Below are 18,985 nucleotides of genomic sequence, written 5' to 3'. Positions count from 1 at the left end.
TTCTAATAGGAGGTGTCATCATGAGCAAAGCAATCGAAAACAAACAATCTCAAGTGCAAGAAATCACAGAAAAATTCCAAAGCGCTGCTTCTGTAGTGGTAGTGGATTACCGTGGTCTTAATGTTGCACAAGTGACTGAACTTCGTAAACAACTTCGTGAAGCTGGTGTTGAGTTTAAAGTTTACAAAAACACTTTAACTCGTCGTGCTGCTGAAGCTGCTGGTGTTGAAGGGATCAACGAAGTATTAACTGGTCCTAACGCAATCGCGTTCTCAACTGAAGATGTTGTAGCTCCTGCTAAAATCATCAACGAGTTCGCTAAGAAAAACGAAGCTTTAGAAATTAAAGCAGGTATTATTGAAGGTGCAATCTCTTCTGTTGAAGATGTTAAAGCACTTGCAGAACTTCCATCACGCGAAGGTCTTCTTTCAATGCTTTTATCTGTACTTCAAGCTCCAGTGCGCAACTTCGCACTTGCAACAAAAGCTGTTGCAGAACAAAAAGAAGAACAAGGCGCGTAATTTCTTACGTAGCATAACTTCCGCGGCTTGACCGCAAAAAACTAAAACATATCCAATTAGGAGGAAATTATAATGAACAAAGAGCAAATCTTAGAAGCTATCAAAGCTATGACAGTTCTTGAATTAAACGATTTAGTAAAAGCTATCGAAGAAGAATTCGGTGTAACAGCTGCTGCTCCAGTAGCAGTAGTTGCTGGCGGTGCTGCTGCAGCTGAAGAAAAAACAGAATTCGACGTAGTATTAGCATCTGCTGGTGCTGAAAAAATTAAAGTAATCAAAGTGGTTCGCGAAATCACTGGTTTAGGTCTTAAAGAAGCTAAAGAAGTTGTAGATAACGCTCCTAAAGCTCTTAAAGAAGGCGTTTCTAAAGATGAAGCTGAACAAATCAAAGCTAAACTTGAAGAAGTTGGCGCATCTGTAGAAGTTAAGTAATCTCGTATTACTTTTATACAAAAGGAAGCTCGTCATTATGGCGAGCTTTTTCTTCATTCTGAGGAGGCGTGAAAATGTCAGATCACTATTATACAAGTAAGCCTCAAACTGAAAGTAAACCTCGTCACTGGACGTTCAAGTTACTTGGGCATACGTTTTCCTTTGAAACGGATGCAGGTGTATTTAGTAAAAGCGAAGTAGATTTTGGATCCCGTGTATTAATAGATGCGTTTCAAATGCCGGATGTGGATGGTGCTATTTTCGATGTGGGTTGTGGGTATGGACCGATTGGGTTGTCTATTGCCAAAGCAAATCCTGAGCGAACAGTATTCATGATGGATATTAATGAGCGGGCAGTTGCGCTTTCACAAAAAAATGCGCAAGTAAACGGTGTTCAAAATGTACGTATATTTGTAAGTGACGGACTATCGAATGTTGATGATGAGGCGAAAGCTGCAGCTATTTTAACCAATCCTCCAATTCGCGCAGGAAAGGAAACGGTTTTCCGCTTTTACGACGGTGCTTATGATAAGTTAGTGACTTCTGGAGAGCTTTGGGTAGTAATTCAGAAGAAGCAAGGTGCACCATCAACGGTTAGCTATTTAGAGGAAAAATTTTCTGTAGTGGATATTGTGGAAAAGAAAAAAGGCTACTGGATAGTGCGTGCAAAAAAATAAATGAAATATGTATAAAATATTGACTTGACAAAACGGCTATGATAATATGATACAATGCAAAAATATTATTTTGAGGTCGTGTGCCCTTTTGGTATATGAATGATTTAATATGGGTATACTTGCCAAGATAAGTTTAGTTAACCGAAAATGAGATCTTTTGAAGACTCGTTTTCTTTTTGTCTTTCGAAATCATACACTATTTGGATGATTTTGCAAAGACCTAATATCGCTTTATTGAGGGGTGAATGAGTTGACAGGTCAACTAGTTCAGTACGGACAACACCGCCAGCGTAGAAGCTTTGCGCGTATTAAAGAGGTGCTTGAGCTTCCAAATCTGATTGAGATTCAAACGGCGTCTTACGAGTGGTTCCTTGAAGAAGGTTTACGTGAAATGTTCCGTGACATTTCGCCGATCGAGGACTTTACAGGTAATCTTTCATTAGAATTCATCGATTATTCATTAGGTGATCCTAAGTATGATGTCGATGAGTGTAAAGAGCGAGATGTTACTTACGCAGCTCCATTACGTGTGAAAGTACGTCTTTACAACAAAGAAACTGACGAAGTGAAAGAACAAGATGTATTTATGGGTGACTTCCCATTAATGACAGAAACAGGTACGTTCATTATCAATGGTGCTGAACGTGTTATTGTTTCGCAATTAGTTCGATCACCGAGTGTGTATTTCCATGATAAAACTGATAAAAACGGTAAAAAAGGCTTCGGTGCAACAGTAATTCCAAACCGTGGTGCTTGGTTAGAATATGAAACTGACGCGAAAGATGTAGTATATGTGCGTATTGATCGTACTCGTAAGCTACCAGTAACAGTGTTACTTCGCGCACTAGGCTTCGGTTCAGATCAAGAAATTATCGATATTATCGGTGATAACGAGTATTTACGTAATACGCTAGAAAAAGATAACTCTGAAAGTACAGAAAAAGCACTTTTAGAAATCTATGAGCGTTTACGTCCAGGTGAGCCACCAACAGTAGAAAGTGCGAAAAGTTTATTATACTCTCGTTTCTTCGATGCTAAACGCTATGATTTAGCGAATGTTGGTCGTTACAAAATGAATAAAAAGCTTCACATCAAAAATCGTTTATTCAACCAAACGATTGCTGAAACGCTTGTTGATCCAGAAACAGGCGAAATTTTAGTAGAGAAGGGCACTGTGCTTGATCGTCGTACTTTAGATAAGATTTTACCTTACCTAGAGGATTCTTCTAAAGGTATTGGCTACCGCACTTTATCACAAGTTGGCGGAGTACTTGAAGATGACGTAACAATCCAATCTATTAAAATTTATGCTCCGAAAGATGAAGCACAAAAAGAAATCAATGTAATTGGCAATGCCTACATTGACGAAGAAGTGAAGAACATTACACCTGCTGACGTCTTATCTTCAGTAAGTTATTTCTTCAACTTACTTTACCAAGTAGGGGCAACAGATGATATTGACCATTTAGGTAACCGTCGTCTACGCTCTGTTGGTGAATTATTACAAAATCAATTCCGTATCGGTTTATCTCGTATGGAACGTGTAGTGCGCGAGCGTATGTCTATCAATGATACAGCCGCTATCGTACCGCAACAATTAATCAATATTCGTCCAGTAATTGCGTCTATTAAAGAATTCTTTGGTAGCTCTCAATTATCTCAATTCATGGACCAAACAAACCCACTGGCAGAGTTAACGCACAAACGTCGTCTATCTGCATTAGGACCTGGTGGTTTAACACGTGAACGCGCTGGTTTCGAAGTGCGTGACGTTCACTATTCTCACTATGGTCGTATGTGTCCAATCGAGACACCTGAGGGTCCAAACATTGGTTTAATTAACTCATTATCTTCTTTCGCTAAAGTAAATAAATTTGGTTTCATTGAAACGCCATATCGTCGTATTGACCACGAAACTGGCCGAGTAACAGATCAAATTGATTACTTAACAGCTGACGAAGAAGATAACTACTATGTAGCGCAAGCGAACTCACTATTAAATCCTGATGGTACATTCGTAAACGATGAAGTTGTAGGTCGTTTCCGTGGGGATAATACTGTTTTCAACAAGTCTCAAATGGACTATATGGACGTATCGCCTAAACAAGTAGTTTCTGCAGCGACTGCATGTATTCCATTCTTAGAAAACGATGACTCTAACCGTGCGCTTATGGGTGCCAACATGCAACGTCAAGCGGTTCCTCTTTTAAATCCAGAAGCTCCGTTTGTCGGAACTGGTATGGAACACGTAGATGCACGTGACTCAGGTGCTGCTGTAGTAGCAAAATACGATGGTATTGTTGAGCATGTAGAAGCTCGTTCAATCCACGTACGTCGCATTGAAACAATCGACGGTAAAGAAGTTAAAGGCGATTTAACAAAATATAAATTACAAAAATTCATTCGTTCAAACCAAGGTACTTCATACAACCAACGTCCACTTGTAAAAGTTGGCGAACGTGTGAAACCTCGTGATATTTTAGCTGACGGTCCATCAATGGAAAAAGGTGAACTTGCATTAGGTCGTAACGTACTTGTTGCATTCATGACTTGGAACGGGTTCAACTATGAGGATGCTGTTATCATGAGTGAACGCCTTGTAAAAGACGATGTATATACTTCAGTTCATATTGAAGAATATGAATCAGAATCTCGTGATACAAAATTAGGACCTGAAGAAATTACACGTGACATTCCAAACGTTGGGGAAGATGCACTTCGTAACTTAGACGAACGTGGTATTATCCGTATCGGTGCGGAAGTACGCGATGGTGATATTCTTGTAGGTAAAGTAACGCCTAAAGGGGTTACAGAGTTAACGGCTGAAGAGCGCTTATTACACGCAATCTTTGGTGAAAAGGCACGTGAAGTTCGTGATACTTCATTACGCGTACCACATGGTGCGGGCGGTATCATCCTTGACGTGAAAGTATTTAACCGTGAAGACGGCGACGAGTTACCACCAGGTGTTAACCAATTAGTTCGTGCTTACATTGTTCAAAAACGTAAAATCCGCGTTGGGGACAAAATGGCCGGACGTCATGGTAACAAAGGGGTTATCTCTCGTATCTTACCGGAAGAGGATATGCCATTTATGCCAGATGGTACTCCTGTCGATATCATGTTAAACCCACTAGGCGTACCTTCTCGTATGAATATCGGACAAGTTTTAGAACTACATTTAGGTATGGCTTCTCGTTACTTAGGTGTTCATATGGCAACGCCAGTATTTGATGGTGCCAACGAAGAAGATGTATGGGAAACAATGGAAGAAGCAGGGATGAACCGTGACGGTAAAACAATCCTGTATGATGGACGTTCAGGTGAACCATTCGATAACCGTGTATCTGTAGGGATTATGTACATGATCAAACTTGCACACATGGTTGATGATAAACTTCACGCACGTTCAACTGGTCCTTACTCACTTGTTACACAACAACCACTTGGTGGTAAAGCGCAGTTCGGTGGACAACGCTTTGGTGAGATGGAGGTATGGGCACTTGAAGCATATGGTGCTGCATACACACTTCAAGAAATTTTAACTGTTAAATCTGATGACGTTGTTGGTCGTGTGAAAACATACGAAGCTATCGTTAAAGGTGAAAGCGTTCCAGAGCCAGGCGTTCCAGAATCATTTAAAGTATTGATTAAAGAACTTCAGTCTCTTGGTATGGATGTTAAAATGTTAACAATCAATGATGAAGAAGTAGAGCTTCGCGATTTAGACGAAGAAGAAGATCTTCAACCTGCTGACGCACTTAACATTGCGCCACAACCAGAAACAGAAGAAGAGCCAGTAGAGTCTTTTGAATAATGGATAAGTTCACATTCGTGTGAATATGGTCAAACTTATTTTTCAAATTAGTCGGGCAGGATTTAACGCCCTGCCCGACTTTCTTTACGAATGAAAACAATCTATTTTTAATCTTTTGTCAAAAGGTATTTTGGCAAACGATTGTCGAGCTGCGTAAAAGAGTCTTTATAAAGACCTATAACTAGAGGGAGGTAGGCTCCTTGATAGACGTTAATGAATTTGAATATATGAAAATTGGTTTAGCTTCCCCTGACAAGATTCGTTCTTGGTCATATGGTGAAGTAAAAAAACCAGAAACAATTAACTATCGTACATTAAAACCAGAAAAAGATGGTTTATTCTGTGAACGTATTTTCGGTCCTACGAAAGACTGGGAATGTCACTGTGGTAAATACAAACGCGTTCGTTATAAAGGCGTAGTTTGTGACCGTTGTGGTGTTGAAGTAACACGTGCAAAAGTTCGACGTGAACGTATGGGTCATATCGAATTAGCAGCCCCAGTTTCTCATATTTGGTACTTCAAAGGTATACCAAGCCGTATGGGTCTTATCTTAGATATGTCTCCACGTGCTTTAGAAGAAGTAATTTACTTCGCATCTTACGTTGTCATCGAACCAGGTGCTACAAACTTAGAAAGTAAACAATTACTTTCTGAAAAAGAGTATCGTGCATACCGCGAAAAATTCGGTAACACATTCGAAGCTGCTATGGGTGCAGAAGCCATTAAAAAGCTTCTTGGTAAAATCGATCTTGAAGATGAAACACATTCTTTAAAAGAAGAGTTAAAATCTGCACAAGGTCAACGCCGTACACGTGCGATTAAACGTCTTGAAGTGGTAGAGTCATTCCGTAACTCAGGTAACTCTCCAGAGTGGATGATTTTAGATGTACTACCTGTTATTCCACCGGAGCTTCGTCCAATGGTTCAACTAGATGGTGGTCGTTTTGCAACTTCTGACTTAAACGATTTATATCGTCGTGTCATTAACCGTAATAACCGTTTAAAACGTTTATTAGATCTTGGTGCACCAAGCATCATCGTTCAAAACGAAAAACGTATGTTACAAGAAGCAGTTGATGCATTAATCGATAACGGTCGTCGTGGTCGTCCTGTAACTGGACCAGGTAACCGTCCGTTAAAATCACTTTCTCATATGTTGAAAGGGAAACAAGGTCGTTTCCGTCAAAACTTACTTGGTAAACGTGTAGACTATTCTGGTCGTTCCGTTATCGTAGTAGGTCCAAACTTAAAAATGTACCAATGTGGTCTACCGAAGGAAATGGCGATTGAGCTATTTAAACCTTTCGTTATGAAAGAATTAGTAGAACGTGGTCTTGCACATAACATTAAATCTGCTAAACGTAAAATCGAACGTTTAAACAACGACGTATGGGACGTTTTAGAAGATGTTATCCGTGAGCATCCGGTCCTATTAAACCGTGCTCCGACGCTTCACCGTCTTGGTATCCAAGCATTTGAACCAACACTAGTTGAAGGTCGTGCAATTCGTCTTCACCCGTTAGTATGTACAGCTTACAACGCTGACTTCGATGGTGACCAAATGGCGGTTCACGTACCATTATCAGCAGAGGCACAAGCTGAAGCTCGCCTTCTAATGCTTGCTGCACAAAACATCCTAAACCCGAAAGATGGTAAACCAGTTGTTACACCATCTCAAGACATGGTATTAGGGAACTATTATTTAACACTTGAGCGTGAAAATGCTCGTGGTGAAGGTTCGATTTTCTATGGACCAAACGAAGTGCTAATCGCATATGATACTGGCCATGTTCACTTGCATACTCGTATCGCGATCAAAGCAAGTTCACTGCACAATCCAACGTTTACAGAAGAACAAAATAATATGTTCTTACTAACAACGGTTGGTAAAGTAATCTTTAACGAAATCTTGCCTGAATCATTCCCGTTCATTAACGAACCGACTGATTTCAACTTAGAGCAAGTAACACCAGATAAATACTTCGTAAACTTAACAATTGACGAAGAAACTCTAGCAGAGCTTGAAGCAGATGCTGCTTACAACGAATTAGATGAAAAAGGTAAAGTTGACGCACAACGTTCAGCGGTACTTCGCAAATACTTTGCATCTGTACCTGTTGTAAACCCATTCCGCAAGAAATTCTTAGGAAATATCATTGCAGAAGTGTTCAAACGTTTCCACATTACTGAAACATCTAAAATGCTTGACCGTATGAAAAACTTAGGTTTCAAATATTCAACTCGCGCTGGTATCACTGTTGGTGTATCTGATATCGTGGTATTACCAGATAAAGGTGACATCTTAGCAATAGCACAAGAGAAAGTAGATAAAGTTCAAGCGCAATTCCGTCGTGGTTTCATCACAGAAGAAGAGCGTTATGACCGTGTTATCTCTAGCTGGAGTGCGGCGAAAGATGAAATTCAATCAAAACTGATGAAGTCGCTTGAGAAAACAAACCCAATCTTCATGATGTCTGACTCAGGTGCCCGTGGTAACGCATCTAACTTTACACAGTTAGCAGGTATGCGTGGTCTGATGGCCAACCCGGCTGGTCGTATTATCGAACTTCCAATCAAGTCTTCATTCCGTGAAGGTTTAACAGTATTGGAATACTTCATCTCAACACATGGTGCGCGTAAAGGTCTTGCCGATACAGCCCTAAAAACTGCCGATTCAGGTTACTTAACACGTCGTCTTGTAGACGTTGCACAAGATGTCATTGTGCGTGAAGATGACTGTGGAACAGACCGTGGCTTAACAATCGGAGCGTTAATGGAAGGTACAGAACTAATCGAAGCGTTAGACGAACGTATTGTTGGTCGTCATACGAAGAAAACGATTTTCCATCCAGAAACAGGCGATGTTATTTTAGAAAAAGACGGCTTAATCGACCAAGATATCGCTCGTATTATTACGGAAGCTGGTATCGAAGAAGTAACAATCCGTTCTGCATTTACATGTAATACAAAACATGGTGTATGTAAAAAATGTTACGGCATGAACTTAGCAACTGGTGAAAAAGTAGAAGTTGGGGAAGCAGTTGGTATTATTGCGGCTCAATCAATCGGTGAACCAGGTACTCAGTTAACAATGCGTACATTCCATACAGGTGGGGTAGCCGGAGACGATATTACACAAGGTCTTCCACGTATCCAAGAGATTTTCGAAGCACGTAATCCAAAAGGTCAATCTGTTATTTCTGAGATTGCTGGTACGGTGTCAGATATCACTGAAATCCGTGAAGGTCTAAAAGAAATTACCGTTCAAGGTGATGTAGAAACTCGTAAATACCAAGCACCTTATAATGCACGTCTAAAAGTCATCGAAGGTGACGCAATCGAACGTGGTCAAGTATTAACAGAGGGTTCTATCGATCCAAAACAATTATTAAAAGTAAAAGACGTTTCAACAGTTCAAGAATATTTACTAAAAGAAGTACAAAAAGTTTACCGTATGCAAGGGGTAGAAATTGGAGATAAACACATCGAAGTAATGGTACGCCAAATGCTTCGTAAAGTGCGCGTAATCGAAGCTGGTGATACAGAATTATTACCAGGCTCATTATTAGATATTCACCAATTCTCAGAGGCAAATGCAGATGCTGTGCTAAACGGCAAAAACCCTGCAACATGTCGCCCTGTAATTCTAGGTATTACAAAAGCTTCATTAGAAACAGAATCATTCTTATCTGCTGCATCATTCCAAGAAACAACTCGTGTGTTAACGGATGCTGCAATTAAAGGTAAACGTGATGAACTTCTAGGATTAAAAGAAAACGTAATTATCGGTAAACTTGTTCCTGCAGGTACTGGTATGCAACGTTACCGTCAAATCCGCATTGAAAAAGATGAGCTTGACGCAGAAGATCTAGTTTCTGCTGAATAACTTAAATGAAAGCTCCGAAGAGATGACACAAGCGCATCTCTTCGGACTTTTTAAAGATATTAGTTGACAGTAGAAATTGATAATGATAATATATTGAAGGTTGATAGTTAACTGTCTGTACTTCGGAGGATATGAAAATGTCTTATGATAAAGTAAGGGCTAGTCAAACAATCATTGGTACAAAGCAAGCAGTAAAAGCAATGCAAGCTGGTTTAGTGAAAGAGCTTTTTGTGGCACTTGATGCAGACAATTGGGTAACCGATTCGGCCATATCTTTCGCGAGAGAAATCGGTATACCAGTTATTCTTGTCGAGTCCAAAAAGGAACTAGGCAAAGCCTGTGGAATCCATGTTGGAGCTGCGGTAGTTGCTATTGCTGTAGATTAGTTTTTGTGTATAAAACACAAAGACTTTGTTTTTACCCAAAAAATGAACCACCTGGATGTGTGGTATTAATAGTGAATGAATGAAGGGAGGAAAAACCGATGCCTACAATTAACCAATTAGTACGTAAGCCTCGTCAATCTAAAATCACGAAATCAAAATCACCAGCGTTAAACAAAGGATATAACTCATTTAAAAAATCTTTAACTGATGTTAAGTCTCCTCAAAAACGTGGTGTTTGTACTCGTGTAGGTACAATGACACCTCGTAAACCAAACTCAGCGTTACGTAAATACGCTCGTGTGCGTTTAACTAACCAAATTGAGGTTACAGCTTATATCCCAGGTGAAGGCCACAACTTACAAGAGCACAGTGTTGTTCTTATCCGTGGCGGACGCGTAAAAGACTTAGCGGGTGTTCGTTACCATATCGTACGTGGTGCTCTTGATACAGCTGGTGTAAACGGTCGTTTACAATCACGTTCTAAATACGGAACAAAACGCCCTAAAGAAAAAAAATAATTTAACACGCTAAGTGTTAATAAATAACGAGCCTGATGTTGGTATCACCGATTTCCAATCATGCTAGCTGATGTGGAAATTTAGTGATAACGACATTTTAGGCGAAGTTTATAAAAAAAATCGATAATTATTCGAAAGGAGGAAAACACATGCCTCGTAAAGGTCCTGTTTCCAAACGTGACGTGTTACCAGATCCAATTTATAATTCAAAACTAGTAACTCGTTTAATCAATAAAATGATGGTTGATGGTAAAAGAGGTACTTCTCAAAAGATTTTATACGGTGCGTTCGAACTAGTTAAAGAACGTTCTGGTGAAAATCCAATTGAAGTATTCGAAGCTGCTCTAAACAACGTAATGCCAGTTCTTGAAGTACGCGCTCGCCGTGTTGGTGGTTCAAACTACCAAGTACCAGTTGAAGTACGTCCAGAACGTCGTACAACTTTAGGTCTTCGTTACCTAGTTAACTATTCTCGTCTTCGTGGTGAAAAAACTATGGAAGAGCGTTTAGCTAACGAAATTCTAGATGCTTCTAACAACACTGGTGCATCAGTTAAAAAACGTGAAGATATGCACAAAATGGCAGAAGCGAACAAAGCATTCGCTCACTACCGTTGGTAATCTAAACATAGCATAAGCCCAATATGGAAGGAGAAATACCTAATGAAACGCGAATTCTCTCTAGAGAATACTCGTAATATTGGGATCATGGCTCACATTGATGCTGGTAAAACAACAACAACTGAGCGTATCCTTTATTACACAGGTAAGATTCACAAAATCGGTGAAACTCATGAAGGCGCTTCTCAAATGGACTGGATGGAGCAAGAGCAAGAACGTGGTATTACAATCACTTCTGCTGCAACAACAGCTCAATGGGCAGGCCACCGTGTAAACATCATCGATACTCCTGGACACGTAGACTTCACTGTAGAAGTAGAACGTTCTTTACGCGTACTTGATGGTGCTGTAACAGTACTAGATGCTCAATCTGGTGTTGAGCCTCAAACAGAAACTGTATGGCGTCAAGCTACAACTTACGGTGTTCCACGTATCGTATTCATTAACAAAATGGATAAAACAGGTGCAGACTTCTTGTATTCAGTAGGTACTCTACACGAACGTTTACAAGCAAACGCTCACCCAATCCAATTACCTATCGGAGCTGAAGATCAGTTCTCTGCTATCATTGACTTAGTTGAAATGAAAGCAACTTTCTACGGCGATGAAAAAGGTACTGCAGTAACTGAAGGTGAAATTCCTGAAGAGCACCGCGAAATCGCTGAAGAATACCGTGAAAAATTAATCGACGCTGTTGCAAGTGTTGATGAAGAAATCATGGAAAAATATTTAGAAGGCGAAGAAATCACTGTTGCTGAGCTTAAAGCGGCTATCCGTCGTGCTACAATCGCAGTAGAATTCTACCCAGTAATCTGTGGTACAGCATTCAAACACAAAGGCGTACGCCCAATGTTAAATGCAGTTATCGATTACTTACCATCTCCAGTTGATGTACCAGCAATCAAAGGTACTTCAGTTGATGGTGACGAAGAGTTAGAACGTAAATCTTCTGATGACGAGCCATTCTCAGCTCTTGCATTCAAAGTTATGACTGACCCATTCGTAGGTAAATTAACTTTCTTCCGTGTGTACTCTGGAACATTAGATGCAGGTTCATACGTACAAAACTCTTCTAAAGGTAAACGTGAACGTGTAGGTCGTATCCTACAAATGCACGCTAACTCTCGTGAAGAGATTTCTAAAGTGTTCGCTGGGGACATCGCAGCAGCAGTAGGTCTTAAAGATACTACTACTGGTGATACTCTATGTGACGAGAAAAACCTAGTTATTCTTGAATCAATGGAATTCCCTGAACCAGTAATTTCTCTTTCTGTAGAACCAAAATCAAAAGCTGACCAAGACAAAATGGGTCAAGCTTTACAAAAACTTCAAGAAGAGGATCCAACTTTCCGTGCTCACACTGACACAGAAACTGGACAAACAATCATCTCAGGTATGGGTGAGCTTCACCTTGATATCTTAGTTGACCGTATGCGCCGTGAATTTAAAGTAGAAGCTAACGTAGGTGCTCCAATGGTATCTTACCGTGAAACATTCCGTAGCTCTGCAAAAGTTCAAGGTAAATTCACTCGCCAATCTGGTGGTCGTGGACAATATGGTGACGTAACGATTGAGTTCTCTCCAAATGAAGAAGGTAAAGGCTTCGAATTCGAAAACGCTATCGTTGGTGGTGTAGTTCCTCGTGAATACATCCCTGCAGTTGAAGCAGGTCTTCGTGACTCTCTTGACCGCGGTGTAGTAGCTGGTTACCCACTAATCGACATTAAAGCGAAATTAGTATTCGGTTCTTACCATGACGTTGACTCGAATGAGATGGCGTTTAAAATCGCAGCTTCTATGGCTCTTAAAGAAGCAGCTAAACAATGTGATGCTGTAATTTTAGAACCAATGATGAAAGTAGAAGTTGTAATTCCAGAAGAGTACCTTGGTGATATCATGGGTAACATCACTTCTCGTCGCGGACGCGTTGAGGGTATGGATGCTCGCGGTAACTCTCAAGTTGTTCGTGCAATGGTTCCGCTTTCGGAAATGTTTGGTTACGCAACAACTCTTCGTTCAGCAACTCAAGGTCGCGGTGTATTCTCAATGACATTTGATCATTATGAAGAAGTACCAAAATCAATTGCTGCTGACATCATCAAAAAAAATAAAGGTGAATAATTGAATTTTCATCTTGCATAAAGTATAACTAATTTGTAAGCTATGATTGCAGGATAGAGGATGGGCTCGTTCTCTATCAGCATTCATTCTATAAATTTTTAAATAAAACATACAATTTCGAGGAGGCAATCTCTAATGGCTAAAGAAAAATTTGACCGTTCAAAAACGCATGCTAACATTGGTACAATCGGACACGTTGACCATGGTAAAACAACTTTAACTGCTGCAATCGCTACAGTTCTTTCTAAAAAATGGGTGGTACAGCTAAATCATACGCTGATATCGATAACGCACCAGAAGAAAAAGAACGTGGTATCACAATCAATACTTCTCACGTAGAATACGAAACAGAATCTCGTCACTATGCACACGTTGACTGCCCAGGACACGCTGACTATGTTAAAAACATGATCACTGGTGCTGCACAAATGGACGGCGGTATCTTAGTAGTATCTGCTGCTGACGGCTCAATGCCACAAACTCGTGAACACATCCTTTTATCTCGTCAAGTAGGTGTTCCATACTTAGTAGTATTCATGAACAAATGTGATATGGTAGACGACGAAGAATTATTAGAATTAGTAGAAATGGAAATCCGTGACCTACTTTCTGAATATGACTTCCCAGGCGACGATATCCCAGTAATCAAAGGTTCTGCTCTTAAAGCTCTTGAAGGTGAACCAGAATGGGAAGAAAAAATCGTTGAATTAATGGACGCTGTAGATTCTTACATCCCAACTCCAGAACGTCAAACTGACAAACCATTCATGATGCCAGTAGAGGACGTATTCTCTATCACTGGTCGTGGTACAGTTGCAACTTACCGTGTTGAACGTGGTCAAGTTAAAGTTGGTGACGTAGTTGAAATCGTAGGTATCGCTGAAGAAGCTAAATCTACAACTGTAACTGGCGTTGAAATGTTCCGTAAATTATTAGACTACGCTGAAGCTGGTGACAACATCGGTGCTTTACTTCGTGGTGTAGCTCGTGAAGAAATCCAACGTGGTCAAGTATTAGCTAAACCAGGCTCAATCACTCCACACACAAACTTCAAAGCTGAAGTTTACGTTTTATCAAAAGAAGAGGGTGGCCGTCATACTCCATTCTTCTCTAACTACCGTCCTCAGTTCTACTTCCGTACAACTGACGTAACAGGTATCTGTAACTTACCAGAAGGCGTTGAAATGGTAATGCCTGGCGATAACATCGAAATGACAGTAGAACTTATCGCTCCAATCGCTCTTGAAGAAGGTACTAAATTCTCTATCCGTGAGGGTGGCCGTACTGTAGGCGCTGGCGTAGTTGCTTCTATCCAAAAATAATATTTAGCTTAGGCTAATTTTAAAACCAATCTGTAGGGACGCTTACAGATTGGTTTTTTATGTTAAAATATATAAGTGAAAGGAGCGTCAGCGTATGGAAATGAAGGTTTTATTGATAGAAGATGATCCATCAATTTTTGCAATGATCGAAGAACGCTTTTTGCAATGGTCATTACGTGTTGTAGGTCCAACTGATTTTCAAAAGGTGATGGATGATTTTATCGAAGAGAAGCCACAGCTAGTTTTAATAGATATTCAACTACCGGCATATGATGGCTTTCATTGGTGCCGTGAAATACGACATATTTCAAAGGTGCCGATCCTCTTTCTATCTTCACGAGATCATCCAATGGATATGGTAATGGCGATGCAGATGGGTGCCGATGATTTTATACAAAAACCCTTCCATATGGAGGTGTTACTTGCAAAAGTTCAAGCTATTTTACGCCGTACTTATGACTATGTTGAAGAAACAATGGATGTCACGCGTTTCAATGGTGCCGTTTTGGATTATGCGCGTAGTGAGATTATGTATAATGGGCAGCTTGTTTCGTTAACTAAAAATGAACTGTTTATTTTACGAGTTTTATTGGAAAAGGCTAATCATATCGTTTCTAGAGAGGACTTAATGAGAAAACTATGGGACGATGAGCGCTTTGTGAATGATAATACATTATCAGTCAATGTTAATCGATTACGTGCTAAGCTAGAGGATATCGGCTTACAGGAAGTTATTGTGACAAAAAAGGGGCTCGGCTATATAGCAGTGACGCAGGTGACGTGAGTGAAAATGCTATTTTTATTTATAAGAGAACGACTAGCGTGGATTGGCTTTTTTGTTTTTCTTCTTGTCGTGCTTAACATATTATTTTCTTTAGACGTTGGTTTAGTTGGCATCTCCATTTGGTATGTCAATATGATTATGATTGTGGCGTTTTTCATTTTTTTATTATGGCGGTATACAAAGGAAATTGGTCAACTGAAAGATTTCCTGGGAAATGTAGATAGCAGGCTGGATGATGCTCATGCTAGAAGTTTAGCTCTATCACCTTTTCAGGAGGCATACTACCTAAAAATTGAAGACGTCTTCTATGATAAGGACGCAGAGCTGAATCATGCGAAGGTGCAGCTACAGGAGTATTCAGATGAGCTGTTAGCATGGGTACATGAAGTGAAGGCTCCTTTAACAACTATAAATTTAATGTTAGATCGTATCGAAGACTCAACTTTGCGTAGGAAGCTAGAGACCGAATGGTTAAGGTTGCATCTGCTTGTCGATCAGCAATTACACCAAACACGTCTTGCAACGATTGAAAAGGATAATTTTTTAAGTGAGATAGAACTGCGCGATGTTGTTTACAAAGAAATCCGTGCGATGCAAGCATGGTGCTTAGAAAAGGATATCGGCTTTGATGTCGGTGAATTAACAGAAGTGGTTTTAACTGATAGTAAATGGATAGCGTTCATTGTAAGGCAAATACTATCAAATGCTATTAAATATAGCCCTAGCAATACAGAAATCTTTATTTTTACAGAGGTTGATTCATCTGGTGCAACGTTGTTACATATTAAGGATAATGGTATTGGAATAAGAACAGATGATATGCCACGGATTTTCCAGAAATCGTATACAGGAACGGCAGGTAGAGAATCTGCACAGTCAACGGGGATGGGCTTGTATTTAGCACATAACATTGCTCAAAAAATTGGCGTTCGTATTAGTGTACAATCAGTAGTAGGGGAAGGATCAATCTTTACGCTACGATTCCCATTACAAAATGAATATGCCAAACTAACAGGTAGATGACGAAATTGTCACCTACCTTTTTATATTGTCATGTAAAACGCACGAATTGAACGTGTAGACAGGGTACACTTGTAGTATAGAAAGGGGCGTTAACCTGTGGCAGTTTTAATTGGACGTAAAGTAAAAAAAGTATATGGTAAAAAATCGACGGCACAAGAGGTGTTGAAAGGTATAGATTTAGAAGTGAATGAAGGAGAGTTTGTTGGCATTATGGGTCCGTCAGGCTCAGGGAAGACGACATTATTAAATGTGTTGTGTTCTATTGATTTTGCAACGGAAGGTGTCATTGAAATAAATGGACAAAGCTTACGAGGGATGAAAGAAAAAGCTTTAGCTAATTTCCGTCGCGAACAGCTTGGGTTCATATTCCAAGATTATAATTTATTGGACACTTTGACAGTGAAGGAAAACATCTTGCTGCCATTAGCGATTAGCAAGTTACCGAAAGCTGTAGCAGAAAGTCGTGTCAAAGAGCTTACTTATTTACTTGGTATTGGAGATATATTAAATAAATACCCAAATGAAATATCTGGCGGTCAAAAGCAACGTACATCGGCTGCGCGTGCATTAATTACAAATCCATCAATGGTCTTTGCGGATGAACCTACAGGTGCACTGGATTCGAAATCAGCAACAGCTCTGTTGAAGAATTTGCAAAGTATTAATGAAACCAAGAAAGCGACAATTATGATGGTAACGCATGATGCAGTGGCAGCGAGTTTCTGTACACGTGTTTTGTTTTTAAAAGATGGGCTAATTTACAGTGAACTATACAAAGGTGATAAAACAAGACAGGCATTTTTCCAAGAAATCATGCATACGCAAAGTGTGCTAGGCGGTGACGGTTATGAGTCTTAGTAAGCTTGTATTCCGAAGTATGAAGAAAAATATGAAACATTATTATTTATACTTCTTTGCACTTATTTTTAGTGTGACACTCTATTTTTCTTTTGTGACATTACAGCATAATGGTGAAGTTTTTGATTCCGTTCAAAAGAGTGGCACAGCATCAGCAGGATTTAAGGCTGCAACTTATATTTTGTACTTTATTATTTTATTTTTCGTGTTATATGCAAACCACTTATTTATGAAGCGTCGTAGCAAGGAAATTGGCTTGTATCAGCTAATAGGAATGACAAAGGGATTAATTGTACGCTTATTGGCTTTAGAAAGCATTCTATTATTTGTAGGAGCTGTCGCTGTAGGGATAATTGTTGGTTTCTTTAGCTCTCGCCTAATCGCCATGATTTTATTGCGTATCATTGAAAAAGAGACGCTTGTGAAAATGACCTTTAGTACTCAAGCATTGCAACAATCTATCGTTGTTTTCGCTATCTTATTAGTTATCGTCTTGTTCCAAATGACGTGGATGATTCACCGTGTATCACTATTATCCTTATTTAGCGCGGCTAAACAAGCAGATGAGCGTGTAAAACGATTCAGCCCATTACAAATGGTTATTGGCTTTTTAGGGCTTGTCCTCATTGCATATGGCTACTATGCATCAACGAAATTATTTGATATTAATAATGCAGGCAATCTATTTAATAATATGATTATTATTTTGGCTACAACAATTGGGGGAACATTCCTAGTTTTCCGTTTCTCTGTAGCATTTATAATGAATACTGTTCGTTTAAAGAAAAATGGACATTTGACTGTCCATGATGTATTAGCGTTAACACCAATTATGCATCGCATGAAAAGTAATGCTAAATCATTGACACTGATTACAGTTTTAACGGGTGTATCACTTGGGATTACCACTTTATCATATATTTCGTATTATTCTTCAGAAGCTGATGCCTATAGTCAAATCCCTGGCGATTACATTTTGCATGAAGATCAAGGACAGGATTTTTTAAAGAAACTAGAGGAAAATAATATCGCTTATGATAAGGTTGAATATCGTTTACAAGGGGTTACAGCTACCATCGCTCAGTTAATGGCTAAAGAACAAAAAGATAGTCCATTTTATAACATGGAAGGCACGATTTATACCATTCCACTTTCTGATTATCAACGTAGAAACCCAAATACAACAATTGCGGGTAATGATGTTATTTTAACGAACTATGGTGGCTATATGGCGGAGATGTTCCCATTAGAAAAGGATCGTAATCTAGTCGTATCAGCAGGTAAACTTAAAGAAACACTGCATGTCAAAGCTATTCATGATGAAAGTATTGTTGGTGGAACAGTAACGTCTGGTGGCGGAGGTCCAATTTTTGTAGTGTCTGATGCATTGTTTGAAAAATTGTCAACGCAAGCAAAACTATTCCCTTGGCATAAACAAACTTCGATTACATTACAGTCAAAGAAAGACCTTGCACTAGCTGAAAAATTGTATGAAGAATCAGGCGCAGATGCCATTACTATTTTTGATAATGATGGCAATACGCAAAACTTTAAAATCAAGTCATTTGAAGCTGAACGTAAAGGAAATATTGAATCACTTGGGTTAATAATTTTTACGACAGCATTTTTAGGCTTAGCATTTTTAATGACGACTGGTAGCATTCTGTACTTTAAACAAATGTCTGAAGCAGAAGAAGAACGAGGAGCATATACAATTTTAAGAAAGATTGGCTTCTCAGAACGAGATATCATGAAGGGAATCTTTATGAAACAGGCGTTCAATTTTGGTGTTCCTTTACTGATTGGTCTACTTCATAGTTATTTTGCAGTGAAATCAGGATGGTTTTTATTTGGTTCAGAATTAACAACACCGTTATGGATTGCTATGAGCTGTTACGTCGCTTTATATGCAATTTTTGCAGTCCTTTCGGTTGGTTATTATAAAAAAGTAATAAGAGAATCATTATAACTATTAAATAGGAAGAAACTCCGAAAAACAGTATGATCTAATACAGGTCA

Annotated in this window: 13 protein-coding genes and 1 pseudogene; all 14 read left to right on the top strand. The window is 39.4% G+C overall.

Annotated elements, in window-relative coordinates; all coding sequences use genetic code 11:
• Positions 1 to 20: 20 nt before the first annotated feature.
• The 14 genes and pseudogenes from rplJ (at position 21) to LO754_RS22620 (ending at position 18,935) form a co-directional block, all read left to right on the top strand.
• A complete protein-coding gene (rplJ, locus tag LO754_RS22685) occupies positions 21 to 521 on the top strand; it encodes a 50S ribosomal protein L10 (protein WP_024364383.1) in 501 nt (166 codons plus the stop codon).
• A gap of 72 nt (positions 522 to 593) precedes the next feature.
• A complete protein-coding gene (gene rplL / locus LO754_RS22680; protein ID WP_010860618.1) occupies positions 594 to 953 on the top strand; it encodes a 50S ribosomal protein L7/L12 in 360 nt (119 codons plus the stop codon).
• A gap of 74 nt (positions 954 to 1,027) precedes the next feature.
• Positions 1,028 to 1,630 carry a class I SAM-dependent methyltransferase gene (locus tag LO754_RS22675; protein ID WP_024364382.1) on the top strand — a complete coding sequence of 201 codons (603 nt, stop codon included), beginning with the start codon at positions 1,028 to 1,030 and terminating at the stop codon, positions 1,628 to 1,630.
• Positions 1,631 to 1,871: 241 nt separating this feature from the next.
• A complete protein-coding gene (gene rpoB / locus LO754_RS22670; RefSeq protein ID WP_172583030.1) occupies positions 1,872 to 5,447 on the top strand; it encodes a DNA-directed RNA polymerase subunit beta in 3,576 nt (1,191 codons plus the stop codon).
• 200 nt (positions 5,448 to 5,647) lie between these two features.
• A complete protein-coding gene (gene rpoC / locus LO754_RS22665) occupies positions 5,648 to 9,334 on the top strand; it encodes a DNA-directed RNA polymerase subunit beta' (RefSeq protein WP_305068877.1) in 3,687 nt (1,228 codons plus the stop codon).
• A 137-nt stretch (positions 9,335 to 9,471) separates the two neighbouring features.
• A complete protein-coding gene (locus tag LO754_RS22660; protein ID WP_024364379.1) occupies positions 9,472 to 9,720 on the top strand; it encodes a ribosomal L7Ae/L30e/S12e/Gadd45 family protein in 249 nt (82 codons plus the stop codon).
• Between the two features lie 98 nt (positions 9,721 to 9,818).
• Entirely contained in the window at positions 9,819 to 10,238 is a 420-nt protein-coding gene (gene rpsL, locus LO754_RS22655) for a 30S ribosomal protein S12 (RefSeq protein ID WP_010860613.1), read from the top strand.
• Between the two features lie 149 nt (positions 10,239 to 10,387).
• Positions 10,388 to 10,858 carry a 30S ribosomal protein S7 gene (gene rpsG / locus LO754_RS22650; protein WP_024364378.1) on the top strand — a complete coding sequence of 157 codons (471 nt, stop codon included), beginning with the start codon at positions 10,388 to 10,390 and terminating at the stop codon, positions 10,856 to 10,858.
• Positions 10,859 to 10,900: 42 nt separating this feature from the next.
• Positions 10,901 to 12,979, top strand: coding sequence for an elongation factor G (gene fusA / locus LO754_RS22645; protein WP_024364377.1), 2,079 nt, complete (start codon positions 10,901 to 10,903; stop codon positions 12,977 to 12,979).
• 135 nt (positions 12,980 to 13,114) lie between these two features.
• A pseudogene (gene tuf / locus LO754_RS22640) lies at positions 13,115 to 14,301 on the top strand (elongation factor Tu).
• Between the two features lie 100 nt (positions 14,302 to 14,401).
• Entirely contained in the window at positions 14,402 to 15,085 is a 684-nt protein-coding gene (locus tag LO754_RS22635) for a response regulator transcription factor (protein ID WP_025220844.1), read from the top strand.
• Between the two features lie 6 nt (positions 15,086 to 15,091).
• Positions 15,092 to 16,108 (top strand): sensor histidine kinase, encoded by a 1,017-nt coding sequence (locus tag LO754_RS22630; RefSeq protein WP_229389902.1) that lies wholly within the window; start codon positions 15,092 to 15,094, stop codon positions 16,106 to 16,108.
• A gap of 96 nt (positions 16,109 to 16,204) precedes the next feature.
• Positions 16,205 to 16,966, top strand: a complete 762-nt coding sequence (locus LO754_RS22625; RefSeq protein ID WP_024364373.1) for an ABC transporter ATP-binding protein — start codon at positions 16,205 to 16,207, stop codon at positions 16,964 to 16,966.
• Positions 16,956 to 18,935, top strand: coding sequence for an ABC transporter permease (locus LO754_RS22620; protein ID WP_231785306.1), 1,980 nt, complete (start codon positions 16,956 to 16,958; stop codon positions 18,933 to 18,935). Before LO754_RS22625 ends, LO754_RS22620 begins: the two co-directional genes overlap by 11 nt.
• Positions 18,936 to 18,985: the final 50 nt, after the last annotated feature.

The sequence above is a fragment of the Lysinibacillus sp. GJ-1 genome (genome assembly GCF_021166035.1).
GTDB classification, from domain to species: Bacteria; Bacillota; Bacilli; order Bacillales_A; family Planococcaceae; genus Lysinibacillus; species Lysinibacillus sphaericus.
The sequence above is the reverse complement of the archived record's forward strand: the minus strand, read 5'-3'. Positions and strand labels throughout refer to the sequence as shown.

Excerpts from the sequence above, each read along its gene's own strand:
- rpsL (WP_010860613.1), top strand. The coding sequence starts at position 9,819 with ATGCCTACAATTAACCAATTAGTACGTAAGCCTCGTCAATCTAAAATC.
- LO754_RS22660 (WP_024364379.1), top strand. The coding sequence starts at position 9,472 with ATGTCTTATGATAAAGTAAGGGCTAGTCAAACAATCATTGGTACAAAG.
- rplL (WP_010860618.1), top strand. The coding sequence starts at position 594 with ATGAACAAAGAGCAAATCTTAGAAGCTATCAAAGCTATGACAGTTCTT.
- fusA (WP_024364377.1), top strand. The coding sequence starts at position 10,901 with ATGAAACGCGAATTCTCTCTAGAGAATACTCGTAATATTGGGATCATG.
- LO754_RS22635 (WP_025220844.1), top strand. The coding sequence starts at position 14,402 with ATGAAGGTTTTATTGATAGAAGATGATCCATCAATTTTTGCAATGATC.
- rpsG (WP_024364378.1), top strand. The coding sequence starts at position 10,388 with ATGCCTCGTAAAGGTCCTGTTTCCAAACGTGACGTGTTACCAGATCCA.
- LO754_RS22675 (WP_024364382.1), top strand. The coding sequence starts at position 1,028 with ATGTCAGATCACTATTATACAAGTAAGCCTCAAACTGAAAGTAAACCT.
- rplJ (WP_024364383.1), top strand. The coding sequence starts at position 21 with ATGAGCAAAGCAATCGAAAACAAACAATCTCAAGTGCAAGAAATCACA.
- LO754_RS22630 (WP_229389902.1), top strand. The coding sequence starts at position 15,092 with ATGCTATTTTTATTTATAAGAGAACGACTAGCGTGGATTGGCTTTTTT.
- LO754_RS22620 (WP_231785306.1), top strand. The coding sequence starts at position 16,956 with ATGAGTCTTAGTAAGCTTGTATTCCGAAGTATGAAGAAAAATATGAAA.